Raw genomic sequence first — 12447 nt, 5'->3', positions numbered from 1 at the left:
ATGGCCTTAAAGAAATTTTTAGAAGACATTGAACCTCACTTTGAACCTGGTGGTAAACACGAGAAGTGGTACGCGCTTTACGAAGCCGTAGCAACTATCTTCTATACTCCAGGTTATGTAAATAAAGGTGCAACGCACGTTCGCGATAACATCGACCTAAAACGTATTATGATTTTAGTGTGGATGGCGACGTTCCCTGCAATGTTCTTTGGTATGTTCAACATCGGTCACCAAGCTGCGCTTGCACTAGGTAACGGTTTTGAGCTTGCTAATACTTGGCAGGTAGCTATCTTCCAAGCACTTGGTGGTGAATTAACCGCTGATGCCGGGTGGGGCGCCAAAACGTTCTACGGTGCGTGCTTCTTCTTGCCTATCTATGCAACCGTGTTTGCGGTTGGTGGCTTCTGGGAAGTGTTATTCGCGTCAGTTCGTAAGCACGAAGTAAACGAAGGCTTCTTTGTAACCTCGGTTCTATTTGCGCTTATCCTGCCTGCGACAATTCCGTTATGGCAAGCTGCTTTAGGTATTACGTTCGGTGTAGTTGTTGCGAAAGAGATCTTCGGTGGTACAGGTCGTAACTTCTTAAACCCAGCGCTTGCAGGTCGTGCGTTCTTATTCTTCGCATACCCAGCTGATATCTCTGGTGACACAGTGTGGACTGCTGTTGACTCATTCTCTGGTGCAACTTATCTAGGTCAAGCTAGCGCAGGCGCTTTAGATTACAGCAATATGGACCTTTGGTTTAATGCGTTTTATGGCTTTATCCAAGGTTCTGTTGGTGAAACGTCGACCTTAGCTATTTTATTGGGTGGTTTGTTCCTCATTTATGTTCGTATTGCATCATGGCGCATTGTACTGGGCACATTCATCGGTATGGTTGTGATGTCATTTGTTCTAAATGCAATCGGTTCTGAAACTAATGCTGCGTTTGCAATGCCTTGGCATTGGCACTTAGTACTTGGTGGTTTCGCATTTGGTATGTTCTTTATGGCAACAGACCCTGTATCTGCGTCTTTCACAGACAAAGGTAAGTGGTTATACGGTGCGCTAATCGGTGTAATGGTTGTGCTTATCCGTGTTGTTAACCCGGCATATCCAGAGGGCATGATGTTGGCAATCCTATTCGCTAACCTTTTTGCTCCACTATTCGACCACTTCGTAGTGCAGTCTAATGTGAAGAGGAGATTGGCACGTGTCAACTAAGAATGAATCAATGGGCAAAACGCTCGGCGTAGTTGTTGGCTTATGTTTAGTGTGTGCAATCGTAGTATCTTTTGCTTCGGTTCAGCTTCGCCCTATGCAGCAAGCAAACAAAAACGAAGATATTCAACGTAACATTTTAGCCGTTGCTGGCTACGATAAAGTTAAAAACGTGTCTGAAGTTTTTAACCAAAATATCGAATCACGTGTTGTTAGTCTTAAAACAGGTGAGTTTGTAGAAGACGTTAAAGCGGAATCTTTTGACTTTGAAGCGACTAAGTTTGATGCCAAACGTAGTTACAAACTTTCAAAAGCAGAAGACAAAGCGGGTATTCAACGTATCACGAATAACTCTCCAGTTTATTTCGCAAAAGATGACCAAGGTAAAGTGTCTACTATCATTCTACCAATTCAAGGTTACGGCCTTTGGGGTGTGATGTATGGCTTCCTTGCGCTAGAAGCTGATGGTGAGACGATTAAGTCAATCAACTTTTATAAGCACAGCGAAACTCCAGGTCTTGGTGGTGAAATCCAAAATCCTAAGTGGACTGCACTTTGGGATGGTAAAGAGCTTCCTATCGACGTAGTTAAAGGTAGTGCTGGCGGTAACGAACACAAGGTAGATGGTCTATCTGGTGCGACACTTACTTCTAATGGTGTTGATCACACAGTTGATTTTTGGACAAGCGACAAAGCGTTTGGTCCATTCCTTGCGAAAGTACGTAAAGGAGCATTGAACTAATGGCTAATGCAAAAGAAATGAAGGAAGTCTTGTTTGGTCCTGTTTTTGCGAACAACCCGATTGCACTACAAGTGTTGGGTATCTGTTCTGCATTAGCGGTAACATCAAGCCTTAAAAATGCACTTATCATGTCAATCGCGTTGACATTGGTTACTGCGTTTTCAAGTTTATTTATCTCAATGATCCGTAATCACATTCCTTCAAGTGTGCGTATCATTGTCCAAATGACGATTATTGCATCTTTAGTAATCGTTGTAGACCAAGTGCTTCAAGCCGTTGTTTACTCAACAGCAAAAGAACTATCAACGTTCATTGGCCTTATCATTACTAACTGTATCGTAATGGGTCGTGCAGAAGCATACGCAATGAAGTCGCCACCAACAATGTCATTCCTTGACGGTATTGGTAACGGCTTAGGTTACTCTGTTGTACTTCTAACAGTTGGCTTTATCCGTGAACTATTTGGTGCAGGTACATTGTTTGGCGTTGAAATCCTTCCACTTATTTCTGAAGGTGGTTGGTATCAGCCTATGGGTCTACTAGTTATGCCATTCAGCTCGTTCTTTATTGTTGGTTCTTTCATTTGGGTACTTCGTACTTGGAAGAAAGAGCAAGTAGAAGCGAAGGCATAAGGGGAGAGAGATGGAACAGTATATTAGTTTATTCGTTAAAGCGGTTTTCATTGAAAACTTAGCTTTATCTTTCTTCTTAGGTATGTGTACTTTCTTGGCGGTATCTAAGAAAGTAACAACGTCGCTAGGTCTAGGTATTGCGGTAGTTGTAGTACTTGGTATCTCTGTACCAGTGAACAACTTAGTTTATCACGCAGTGCTAGCGCCGGGTGCATTAGAGTGGCTAGGTTTTGCAGAAGTAGACCTTAGCTTCCTACGCTTCTTGACGTTTATCGGTGTAATCGCAGCGCTAGTTCAAATTCTAGAAATGACGTTAGATAAGTTCTTCCCTGCGCTATATAACGCACTTGGTATCTTCCTACCGCTAATCACAGTTAACTGTGCGATTTTCGGTGCGGTATCATTCATGGTTGAGCGTAACTTAAACTTCGGTGAATCTGTAGTTTATGGTCTAGGTTCAGGTGTGGGCTGGGCACTTGCTATCGTATTGTTAGCAGGTATTCGTGAGAAGATGAAGTATGCAGACGTTCCTGATGGTTTACGTGGCTTAGGTATTACCTTTGTTACTGTAGGTCTAATGGGCTTTGGCTTCATGTCATTCTCTGGTATTTCACTGTAAGGTAGCGAGGAAACTATACGATGGAAACTATTGTATTAGGCGTAAGCATGTTCATCGCTATCGTTGTGATGCTAGTGCTTATCATCATTGCAGCGAAATCGAAGCTTGTAGCAAGCGGTGACGTTACAATTGATATTAACGGCGATCCTGAAAAAGCGATCAAGACTCCTGCTGGCGGTAAGCTACTAGGTGCACTTGCAAACGCGGGTATTTTCGTATCGTCTGCATGTGGTGGCGGTGGCTCATGTGGTCAGTGTCGCGTACATATTAAAGAGGGTGGTGGTGATATTCTACCAACCGAACTTGACCACATCTCTAAAGGTGAAGCACGTGAAGGCTGTCGTCTAGCGTGTCAGGTTAATGTTAAAAACGACATGGAAATCGAAGTTGAAGAATCAATCTTCGGTGTTAAAAAGTGGGAATGTACTGTTATCTCTAACGATAACAAAGCAACTTTCATCAAGGAGCTAAAACTAGGCATCCCTGAAGGTGAAGTTGTACCTTTCCGTGCCGGTGGTTACATTCAGATTGAAGCACCAGCTCACCATGTTAAATATGCAGACTATGATATTCCTGAAGAATATCGTGCTGACTGGGAACGTTTTGGTTTCTTTAAGCTAGAGTCTAAAGTTGACGATGAAACGATCCGTGCGTACTCAATGGCTAACTATCCAGAAGAGTTTGGCATCATCATGCTAAACGTACGTATCGCAACTCCGCCGCCAAATAACCTAACATTGCCTTGTGGTAAGATGTCATCGTACATTTGGTCACTTAAAGAAGGTGATAAGGTGACTATTTCTGGTCCATTCGGTGAATTCTTCGCGAAAGACACTGATGCAGAAATGGTATTCGTTGGTGGTGGTGCTGGTATGGCGCCAATGCGTTCACACATTTTCGATCAGCTTAAGCGTCTAAACTCTAAGCGTAAGATGTCTTTCTGGTACGGTGCTCGTTCTAAGCGTGAAATGTTCTACGTGGAAGACTTTGACGGTCTAGCAGAAGAAAATGATAACTTCGAATGGCATGTTGCACTTTCTGATCCTCAACCAGAGGATAACTGGGAAGGTTACACTGGCTTCATCCACAACGTACTTTATGAAAACTACTTGAAAGATCATGAAGCACCTGAAGATTGTGAGTTCTACATGTGTGGTCCTCCAATGATGAACGCGGCAGTTATTAACATGCTTAAAGACTTAGGTGTTGAAGACGAAAACATCCTACTTGATGACTTCGGTGGTTAATTAGGTTTCGGTCTAACAATGAACTTAAGTTAGAATATAAGCCCTCCAGCAAAATGCTTTGCTCGAGGGTTTTTTTATACCCGTTGGTACTAAACTCAGGGAATTCTGATGCAAGCAAGTTACGCTTTTTTATCTAGATTTTTTATTATTTCGTTTTTATTCGTTTTTTTAACAGGGTGCCAAGACGCCAAACCTGAAGCCAAGGAAATCGTGCTGTCTGGTAAAACCATGGGCACGACTTACAACATCAAGGTATTCCCCGGCGAAAAGCCGCTCGAACAAGCGCAGTTGCATGAGGAGGTAGAGCAAGCATTAAAGGTTGTTAATCAATCTATGTCCACCTATATCCCTGACTCTGAGATTAACCAGTTCAACCGTTTAGCCGCAAATACCGTCATGCCTATTAGTGAAGACTTTCGCTTGGTAGTTGCAGAATCTATCCGCCTTGGAAAGTCGACTAAAACGCTTGATGTTACGATGGGGCCGCTTATCGATTTGTGGGGATTTGGTCCTGACAAAAGACCAACAATGCGTCCGTCACAGGCCGAGTTAGACGATATGCGCACTCGTATCGGTGTCGATAAGCTTATTTTAAATGAGCGTGGCCTTGCGAAAACAGTTGCGGGGCTGGAATTATCATTCTCTGCAACCGCTAAAGGTTATGGCATAGATAAGGTCGCTGAGGTGATTGAGAGTCATGATATTCATGACTATATGGTTGAAATCGGTGGCGAGCTTCGCGTTTCTGGCAAGAAGCCGGATGGTGAGTGGCGTATTGCTATCGAGAAACCCGATGCGCCTGTTGGTCAACGCCAAATTCACCGCGTGATAGAGCCCGGCAAAAATGGTATTGCAACTTCAGGAGACTACCGTATTTTTTACGAAATGGACGGTGAAACCTTTACACACCTTATTGACCCTACAACGGGTCGCCCAGTTAAACATGAGCTGGTATCGGTAACGGTACTACATCCATCTGCGATGACGGCTGATGGCCTAGCAACAGCATTGACTGTGATGGGCACTGAACGTGCAAAGGCGTATGCCACCGAGCATCAACTCCCCGTGTATTTGATGTATAAAAGTCCTGAAGGGATCAAGAGTTACGCGAGTGAAGCATTTCAGCCGTACTTGAATTAAGCTGTACAACACCCCATAATTTAATTGTGAGTGACGCCATGAAAGCGTATAATTTGCGCGTCGTCACTCAATTCAATGTAGCAATAAAAGGGGCTAGATAATGTCTTTATTCCTCCTTACTTTCGGTTTACTTATGCTTATCGCTGTTGCGATGGCAGTAGGCGTTATCGTACAAAAGAAATCCATGGCAAGTAGCTGTGGTGGTTTGGGCTCAATGGGCATTGACAAAATTTGTGATTGCGACGATCCATGCGACAAACGCAAAAAGCGGTTAGCAAAAGAAGAGATGTGGAAAGAAAACCAGATCCTGTAACCGTAGAATGATATTAATTGAAAACGCAAGCTTAGCTTGCGTTTTTGCTTTTTGGGTAACAAACCTTAGGTTAAGTAAAAATGCAGCGGCAGCTATATTTTGTTCGTCATGGTGAAACGACTCTATCAGGCCATTTACTTGGAGTGACAGATCCCGAGCTCAGTACCATAGGTGCTCAGCAATTGCTGCAATCGTTAACGAGTCTAAGTGGCCTGCAGCGTATTATTAGCTCTCCAAGGAAGCGCTGCCTGAATACAGCCACAGCCTTTGCAAAGCAGTATCAACTCCCCGTTGAGGTGGAGGCAAATCTCGCCGAATTTGATTTTGGATTATGGGATGGACAACCTTATGATACGCTTTGGCGCGAAACCCAATTTCCAAGCATCGGTGACTTTTGGCAAAACCCTTGGCTGCACACGCCTCCTGAGGGCGAGTCCATGTATGATTTTCATCACCGGGTCGCCACGTGGTGGCACAGCATTTTGGCGTCGCCAAGTGAAGAGTGTATCGCCGTCGTAGCGCATGCAGGAGTAATAAAAGCGCTTGTAACACTTATTCTCGACCTATCGCCCGAGCTCACCGCATACCAATCGAAGATAGATATTCCTTATGCGGGTATAGTAAAAGTTGAGGTGTTTTACGACAGCTGCCAAACTGCTTGGCCAAAAGTTGTATTTTAGACGTCTAGACTTCATAATATTGCAAATTTCGTGATAGGCAGATATTGGGAATGAGGTGTGAGTCCTCAACTGTCCCCGCAACTGTAAGTGTATGAGCCTTGTCTCTTGCATAAGTCAGATACCAAGGCCTATCCATATACTTAAGCGGGCAGACTTAAGTCAAAGTTGTCGCTTGTCTATAAGCTACTACTTTGCCGTGCCCAATCAGAGGTGCTATGGCAGTCACTCCACAATTTCAAGTCGATAAACTTAGCGTACAGCTTGGTGGTAAAGCCATCTTAAAGGCACTCAGCTTTGCTATTAATTCGGGTGAATTTATTGGTTTGCTCGGACCGAATGGTGCTGGAAAGTCGACTTTGCTGCGCACTTTATATCAATACACAGCACCAAGTTCTGGGGCGCTACTTTTCAATGATAAGCCGTTAGCTAGTTATGGACGTAAAGCCTACGCGAGACATGTTGCTGTGGTGCTACAAGAGATCCCCGCTGAGTTTACTCTGCCATTATTTGATATGGTATTGATGGGGCTAACACCGAATAAATCACTGCTCGCGACAACAACGGCTGCTGAAAAACAGGCAATCTTACATGCCATTGAGCAGGTTGGATTGAGCCATAAATTGGAGCAATGTTTTAGCTCCTTGTCTGGTGGGGAGAAGCAAAGGGCAATGATCGCACGTGCCATGGTGCAAGCGCCTCAAGTATTGATAATGGATGAGCCCACCAGCCATTTGGACATTAAATATCAAATCCAAATTATGGAGCTGGCCAAACAGCTTGGTGTTACTATCATTGCGTCTTTTCACGACTTAAATTTGGCTAGCGCCTTGTGTGACCGCTTATTAGTATTAAATAACGGTGAGCTTGTTGCAGATGGGTCGCCACTTGAAGTCATTACCGAAAGCCTATTAAGCCAAGTTTTTGGGGTATGTGCAGAGGTTTCTACTGTCCGCCATCCGCCAAATAACAGTGAGATCCCACATATACGCTTTCATTACGGGTATCAATTATGATTGCTGCAAAGCGGATCGCGTTGATATCGATACTGCTATTGAGCTTGTGCTGTTTTAGCATGCTGATGGCACTTAAGATCGGTGCGATTGATTTATCTTGGCATACGGTTATACAAGCGATTATTAATTTCGATCCCAACGTACTTCAACAACGAGTGGTAGTTGAGCTTCGTCTGCCACGGACGTTACTGGCGATGAGCGCGGGAGCAGGACTGGCGATAGCGGGTCTTATTTTACAAACCGTGACGCGTAACCCTCTAGCTGATCCTTATTTATTTGGTATTTCTTCAGGTGCTTCATTCGGTGTGGTGGTGCTTATCGCGCTATTTGGTGCACAGTCTAGCCTAATGATGTCTGGGGCTGCATTTGTCGGAAGTTTGCTGTCTATCTTGCTACTTTTATTTGTGGCAAATCGCAATGCGCTACAGCAGGTGGAAACTATGCTCTTGGCGGGCGTTGCACTTTCTTTTCTGTTCAGTGCCTTTACCAGCTTGTTGCTTTATTGGAGTGACCCTCAAGCCATCAGTGCAATCTTGTTTTGGAATCTAGGCTCATTTGCAAGGGCGAGCTGGCAATGGCTATGGCTTCCTTGTTTGGTCGTGCTACTGAGTTTTATCACGCTTTTAGTGATGCGTCGGCCACTCAACGCTTTGTTGCTCGGAGATGAGAGTGCCACCACGCTTGGCGTGAATGTAGGACGAGTGCGAATAGGTATGTTGTTATTGAGCTCCTTACTCACCGCAGTACTTGTGGCTGCGTGCGGCGGAGTTGGATTTGTAGGCTTGATGATCCCGCATATCGTGCGCTTTTTTATCTCGCAAGCAAAGGTCATTGGGCTTGTGGCCACCGCGCTTTGCGGTTCGCTTTTGATGCTATGGGTGGATGTATTGTCGCGCACGCTTATCGATAATCAGGAACTTCCCGTGGGGGTGATCACCGCCGCCATTGGCAGCGTGTTCTTCTTAGCATTGCTTATTTTCAAAAATCGCCGCTCTGGAGGCGTCGGAGTTACCCATGGTTAAACCGTTAGATACTCGCTTAAACACGCTTATTCAACAGCGCATTGATTTAAAAACCAAACCGCTAGGTGCGCTTGGTAAGCTTGAAGTCTTGGCTGCGCAGCTAGTACAGATCTTCTCACAAGGGCAGACGCAATTAAACATAGAGCAGTTAGCAATAACACGCCCTGCAATGTTTGTTTTTGCGGGTGACCATGGTATTGCAAGCCAAGGGGTTTCTATTGCGCCAAGCGAAGTGACTGGGCAAATGGTTGCAAACTTTGTGCAGGGCGGTGCAGCGATCAACGTCTTTTGTCGACAACTTGGTTGGCAGTTAACCGTAGTAGACTGTGGCACGTTAGTGCCATGCGAGCCTGCGCCGAATTTGCGCTCGCAGCGACTTGGCGATATTACTCATGCCTTCCATAAACAACCCGCGATGAGCGAAATGCAGCTCAAGCAAGGACTTGAATATGGAGAGCAAGTGGTGATGTCCGCTATTGAAGCGGGTAGCAACGTGATTGCTTTTGGTGAAATGGGGATTGGCAATACCAGTTCTGCAGCTGCAATTTTAGCGGCGCTCAGCGGGGCGAGTGTGGAATTGTGTGTGGGGCGCGGTACAGGCATTGACGATGAAACGCTTTGCAAAAAACGGGCACTTATCAAACAGGCTCTAGAATATCATCAAGATAAGCTTGCGACACCAGAGCAAATTTTGCAGCTCCTAGGTGGCTTTGAAATTGTGCAAATGGTTGGTGCCATGCTGGCGGTTGCTCGGGCACAAAAAGTAATCATAGTGGATGGCTTTATCTCCACCGCAGCGGCTATGTTGGCAAGTAGAATAGCACCGCATAGTAAGCAATATATGGTGTTTGCTCACGGCTCTATGGAGCAAGGTCATAAGTTAATGTTAGAGCAGTTAAACGCTGAGCCATTACTACATTTAGATATGCGCTTGGGTGAGGGAACGGGCGCCGCTCTAGCGCTTCCATTATTACAAGCTGCGCTAGGCTTTTTTTGCGAAATGGCAAGCTTTGCCGATGCCCATGTTACGCAAGTGGTAGACGCATAATGCAGTGGCAACAAGAGTGGCGACTGTTTAAGCTTGCCGTGGTGTTTTTAACGCGGGTGCCAATTCGTTTGGATCCTGCCCCTTCATCTGATGAACTTAACGAAGTGAGTGGTTACTTTGCTTTAGTTGGTTTATTTGTTGGTAGCTTCTCGGCCATACTTGGCTATGTTGCCAGTAGTAGTGTGTCGCTAATGTTCGGCGCCGTCGTTGCACTGGCTGCGAGTATTATACTTACCGGCGCTTTCCATGAAGATGGTCTTGCCGATGTTTTTGACGGTTTTGGCGGTGGCTGGAGCCGTGAACAAAAGCTTGAGATCATGAAAGATAGCCGTCTTGGTACATACGGTAGTTGTGCGCTGATATTGCTGTTATTGGCCAAATCTTCGCTATTGACCATGCTCTTTAATGACTTTGCAGTGACACTCGCTGCACTTATTTTGGCCCATAGCCTAAGCCGTGCCTTTGCGGTGTCTTTAATCGGTGCACTTGACTATGTACAAGCTGATAAGCTGAGCAAAGTTAAGCCTGTAGCTAAATATCTATCGAGTGCTGCAGCGACTCGTCTTACGCTTACTACCATCGCGATTTTAATTTTCTGTTGGCCATGGCTTGCGCTTTCACTGTTCGACTTGCTGATGCTGTGTACTTGCTTATTTGTGTTAAGACTTGTGTGCATTAAATGGTTTAACGCGCAGCTCGGTGGTTACACCGGAGACTGTTTAGGGGCTGCGCAGCAACTTGCTGAGCTTGTTATTTTGCTTTTTATTGTGGGTCATCTCTAATGGCACAAATACAGTTAATACTGGGCGGTGCTCGCTCAGGCAAGAGTCGCTTGGCAGAGCAGCGCGCTATTCTAATGTTAGAGCAAGGTGCGGTGAACGAACTTTACTATGTTGCAACTGCAAAAGCCCAAGATGAAGAAATGAAAAGCCGAGTGTTTGCTCACCAGATGCAGCGCGATAGCCGCTGGCAGCTAGTGGAAGAGCCATGGCATATTGATAAGCTTATTGCTACTGCACGCGAAGATGCGCTGTTACTTATCGATTGTTTGACTTTATGGCTGAGTTTTGGCTTATGCGAAATGGGCAAAGCCGCGACCATAGACAAAAAAGAACATGTGCTGGTGGCACTAGAAAGCTGTGCTGCCACTGTTATTTTGGTTAGTAACGAAGTGGGACATGGGATAATTCCGCTTGGCGAGCTAAGCCGTGAGTTTGTTGATGAGTCTGGTTGGCTCCATCAAGACATTGCCAAAGTGGCCGATAGAGTCGATTTTGTTATTGCAGGCTTGCCACAATGTTTAAAAGGTCAAGACGTATGAAAACCTTAATGGTGCAGGGCACCACGTCGGATGCCGGTAAAAGTACACTGGTTGCGGGACTTTGCCGGGTGCTGCAACGAAGAGGCTTATCGGTTGCGCCTTTTAAGCCGCAAAATATGGCACTAAATAGTGCCGTCACACCGTGCGGCGGTGAAATTGGTCGGGCACAAGCACTCCAAGCCGAGGCCGCAAAAGTCCCGCTATCCACAGACTTTAATCCTATTTTGCTTAAGCCAAACTCTGACACTGGCGCTCAAGTGATCATTCACGGCAAAGCCATTAGCAATATGGAAGCAGCCGCTTATCATGATTACAAAAAGGTAGCGATGGAGGCCGTACTTTCCTCACATCAACGCCTCAGCGAACAATTTGAGCTGTGCATAGTGGAAGGGGCGGGGAGCCCTGCTGAGATCAATCTGCGTGAAAATGACATTGCCAATATGGGGTTTGCCTGTGAAGTTGCATGCCCCGTGATTATTATCGCTGATATCGACAAAGGCGGGGTGTTCGCACACTTGGTTGGCACACTTGCGCTATTAAGTGACTATGAACAAAGCTTGGTTAAAGGGTTTGTGATCAATCGCTTCCGTGGTGATATTGCGTTATTGCAATCTGGACTTGACTGGCTCGAGCAAAAAACGGGTAAGCCTGTACTTGGGGTATTGCCCTATTTGCATGGCTTAGCGCTCGATGCAGAAGATGCGGTGACGGTGGACAATATCTGTGAACGGGGATCGTTAAGCGTCAGGGTTTTACTATTTCCTCATATTAGCAATCACACCGACTTTGACACCTTGCGCTTAAACCTTGAAGTGGATTTGCGTTATGTACGCTATCAAGAATCTATCGGTCCTTGTGACTTAATCATTCTGCCTGGCAGCAAAAATGTGTTGAGCGATTTAACCTTCTTACGCAAACAGGGTTGGGCAGAAGAAATCAAACGGCACCTGAGGTACGGTGGTAAGGTACTAGGTGTGTGCGGCGGTTTGCAAATGTTAGGTAAGTTCATCAGAGATCCAAATGCGGTGGAATCAACACTTGGTGAAGTTGCTGGGCTTGGTCTGGCTGACTTTGAGACCACACTCTCAGAGCAAAAAGTACTGACGCAAGTATCTGGCATTTGCCAATTGGATGAGCAAAGTGCTGAAATTTGTGGTTACGAGATCCATGCAGGGATTTCTTATGGAGCGGCACTAGAGGTGCCATTCTTGCGATTTAACACACATCCAAATAATAGTGTGCAGGACGGTTTTATCTCCCGAGATAATCAAATTGCAGGCACCTATTTACATGGTTTATTTGATACGGTTGCCGCAACACAGGCTATCTTGTCTTGGGCTGGTAGTAATCAAGCGGGCACTGCCGCGATTGATTTAGCGAAGCACAGAGAGCAACAAATTACGCGTCTTGCCGATAGCTGTGAAGCACATTTAGATTGGCAAAAATTGATGAAAATAATTGAGGAATAAC

The 12447-nt window shown here is 45.4% G+C and carries 14 protein-coding genes and 1 riboswitch; all 14 genes read left to right on the top strand.

The features are described 5' to 3' along the window. The 14 genes from GSF04_RS18850 (at window position 1) to GSF04_RS18785 (ending at window position 12446) form a co-directional block, all read left to right on the top strand. A complete protein-coding gene (locus GSF04_RS18850) occupies window positions 1–1203 on the top strand; it encodes an NADH:ubiquinone reductase (Na(+)-transporting) subunit B (protein ID WP_010606097.1) in 1203 nt (400 codons plus the stop codon). Next, a complete protein-coding gene (locus GSF04_RS18845) occupies window positions 1193–1942 on the top strand; it encodes a Na(+)-translocating NADH-quinone reductase subunit C (protein ID WP_010606098.1) in 750 nt (249 codons plus the stop codon). The genes GSF04_RS18850 and GSF04_RS18845 overlap by 11 nt, the downstream gene beginning before the upstream one ends. After that, a complete protein-coding gene (locus GSF04_RS18840) occupies window positions 1942–2574 on the top strand; it encodes an NADH:ubiquinone reductase (Na(+)-transporting) subunit D (RefSeq protein WP_010606099.1) in 633 nt (210 codons plus the stop codon). The genes GSF04_RS18845 and GSF04_RS18840 overlap by 1 nt, the downstream gene beginning before the upstream one ends. A 10-nt stretch (window positions 2575–2584) precedes the next feature. Further along, entirely contained in the window at window positions 2585–3193 is a 609-nt protein-coding gene (nqrE, locus tag GSF04_RS18835) for an NADH:ubiquinone reductase (Na(+)-transporting) subunit E (RefSeq protein WP_045987684.1), read from the top strand. Between the two features lie 20 nt (window positions 3194–3213). Beyond that, window positions 3214–4440 (top strand): NADH:ubiquinone reductase (Na(+)-transporting) subunit F, encoded by a 1227-nt coding sequence (nqrF, locus tag GSF04_RS18830; RefSeq protein ID WP_211858375.1) that lies wholly within the window; start codon window positions 3214–3216, stop codon window positions 4438–4440. Between the two features lie 108 nt (window positions 4441–4548). Next, on the top strand, window positions 4549–5580 hold the full coding sequence (locus GSF04_RS18825) for an FAD:protein FMN transferase (protein ID WP_211858366.1): 1032 nt from the start codon (window positions 4549–4551) through the stop codon (window positions 5578–5580). A gap of 100 nt (window positions 5581–5680) precedes the next feature. After that, window positions 5681–5893: a (Na+)-NQR maturation NqrM gene (nqrM, locus tag GSF04_RS18820; RefSeq protein WP_010372193.1), complete on the top strand. Its 213-nt coding sequence runs from the start codon at window positions 5681–5683 to the stop codon at window positions 5891–5893. A gap of 80 nt (window positions 5894–5973) precedes the next feature. Beyond that, a complete protein-coding gene (locus tag GSF04_RS18815) occupies window positions 5974–6573 on the top strand; it encodes a histidine phosphatase family protein (protein WP_211858365.1) in 600 nt (199 codons plus the stop codon). 18 nt (window positions 6574–6591) lie between these two features. After that, window positions 6592–6720, top strand: a riboswitch (cobalamin riboswitch). Window positions 6721–6788: 68 nt separating this feature from the next. Further along, entirely contained in the window at window positions 6789–7586 is a 798-nt protein-coding gene (locus GSF04_RS18810; protein ID WP_211858364.1) for an ABC transporter ATP-binding protein, read from the top strand. Next, on the top strand, window positions 7583–8608 hold the full coding sequence (locus GSF04_RS18805; RefSeq protein ID WP_045987679.1) for an iron ABC transporter permease: 1026 nt from the start codon (window positions 7583–7585) through the stop codon (window positions 8606–8608). Before GSF04_RS18810 ends, GSF04_RS18805 begins: the two co-directional genes overlap by 4 nt. Then, a complete protein-coding gene (cobT, locus tag GSF04_RS18800; RefSeq protein ID WP_211858362.1) occupies window positions 8601–9656 on the top strand; it encodes a nicotinate-nucleotide--dimethylbenzimidazole phosphoribosyltransferase in 1056 nt (351 codons plus the stop codon). Before GSF04_RS18805 ends, cobT begins: the two co-directional genes overlap by 8 nt. Then, on the top strand, window positions 9656–10438 hold the full coding sequence (locus tag GSF04_RS18795; protein ID WP_211858360.1) for an adenosylcobinamide-GDP ribazoletransferase: 783 nt from the start codon (window positions 9656–9658) through the stop codon (window positions 10436–10438). Before cobT ends, GSF04_RS18795 begins: the two co-directional genes overlap by 1 nt. Beyond that, complete coding sequence (gene cobU / locus GSF04_RS18790; RefSeq protein ID WP_211858359.1) at window positions 10438–10977, top strand: bifunctional adenosylcobinamide kinase/adenosylcobinamide-phosphate guanylyltransferase; 540 nt, start codon at window positions 10438–10440, stop codon at window positions 10975–10977. The genes GSF04_RS18795 and cobU overlap by 1 nt, the downstream gene beginning before the upstream one ends. Next, a complete protein-coding gene (locus GSF04_RS18785; RefSeq protein WP_211858358.1) occupies window positions 10974–12446 on the top strand; it encodes a cobyric acid synthase in 1473 nt (490 codons plus the stop codon). The genes cobU and GSF04_RS18785 overlap by 4 nt, the downstream gene beginning before the upstream one ends. Window position 12447 lies beyond the last annotated feature (1 nt).

It is taken from the genome of Pseudoalteromonas sp. A22, from assembly GCF_018141345.1.
In the GTDB taxonomy this organism is placed as follows: Bacteria; Pseudomonadota; Gammaproteobacteria; order Enterobacterales; family Alteromonadaceae; genus Pseudoalteromonas; species Pseudoalteromonas maricaloris.
The sequence above is the reverse complement of the archived record's forward strand: the minus strand, read 5'-3'. Positions and strand labels throughout refer to the sequence as shown.

Excerpts from the sequence above, each read along its gene's own strand:
- GSF04_RS18850 (WP_010606097.1), top strand. The coding sequence starts at position 1 with ATGGCCTTAAAGAAATTTTTAGAAGACATTGAACCTCACTTTGAACCT.
- GSF04_RS18840 (WP_010606099.1), top strand. The coding sequence starts at position 1,942 with ATGGCTAATGCAAAAGAAATGAAGGAAGTCTTGTTTGGTCCTGTTTTT.
- nqrE (WP_045987684.1), top strand. The coding sequence starts at position 2,585 with ATGGAACAGTATATTAGTTTATTCGTTAAAGCGGTTTTCATTGAAAAC.
- nqrF (WP_211858375.1), top strand. The coding sequence starts at position 3,214 with ATGGAAACTATTGTATTAGGCGTAAGCATGTTCATCGCTATCGTTGTG.
- GSF04_RS18825 (WP_211858366.1), top strand. The coding sequence starts at position 4,549 with ATGCAAGCAAGTTACGCTTTTTTATCTAGATTTTTTATTATTTCGTTT.
- nqrM (WP_010372193.1), top strand. The coding sequence starts at position 5,681 with ATGTCTTTATTCCTCCTTACTTTCGGTTTACTTATGCTTATCGCTGTT.
- GSF04_RS18815 (WP_211858365.1), top strand. The coding sequence starts at position 5,974 with ATGCAGCGGCAGCTATATTTTGTTCGTCATGGTGAAACGACTCTATCA.
- GSF04_RS18810 (WP_211858364.1), top strand. The coding sequence starts at position 6,789 with ATGGCAGTCACTCCACAATTTCAAGTCGATAAACTTAGCGTACAGCTT.
- GSF04_RS18805 (WP_045987679.1), top strand. The coding sequence starts at position 7,583 with ATGATTGCTGCAAAGCGGATCGCGTTGATATCGATACTGCTATTGAGC.
- cobT (WP_211858362.1), top strand. The coding sequence starts at position 8,601 with ATGGTTAAACCGTTAGATACTCGCTTAAACACGCTTATTCAACAGCGC.
- GSF04_RS18795 (WP_211858360.1), top strand. The coding sequence starts at position 9,656 with ATGCAGTGGCAACAAGAGTGGCGACTGTTTAAGCTTGCCGTGGTGTTT.
- cobU (WP_211858359.1), top strand. The coding sequence starts at position 10,438 with ATGGCACAAATACAGTTAATACTGGGCGGTGCTCGCTCAGGCAAGAGT.
- GSF04_RS18785 (WP_211858358.1), top strand. The coding sequence starts at position 10,974 with ATGAAAACCTTAATGGTGCAGGGCACCACGTCGGATGCCGGTAAAAGT.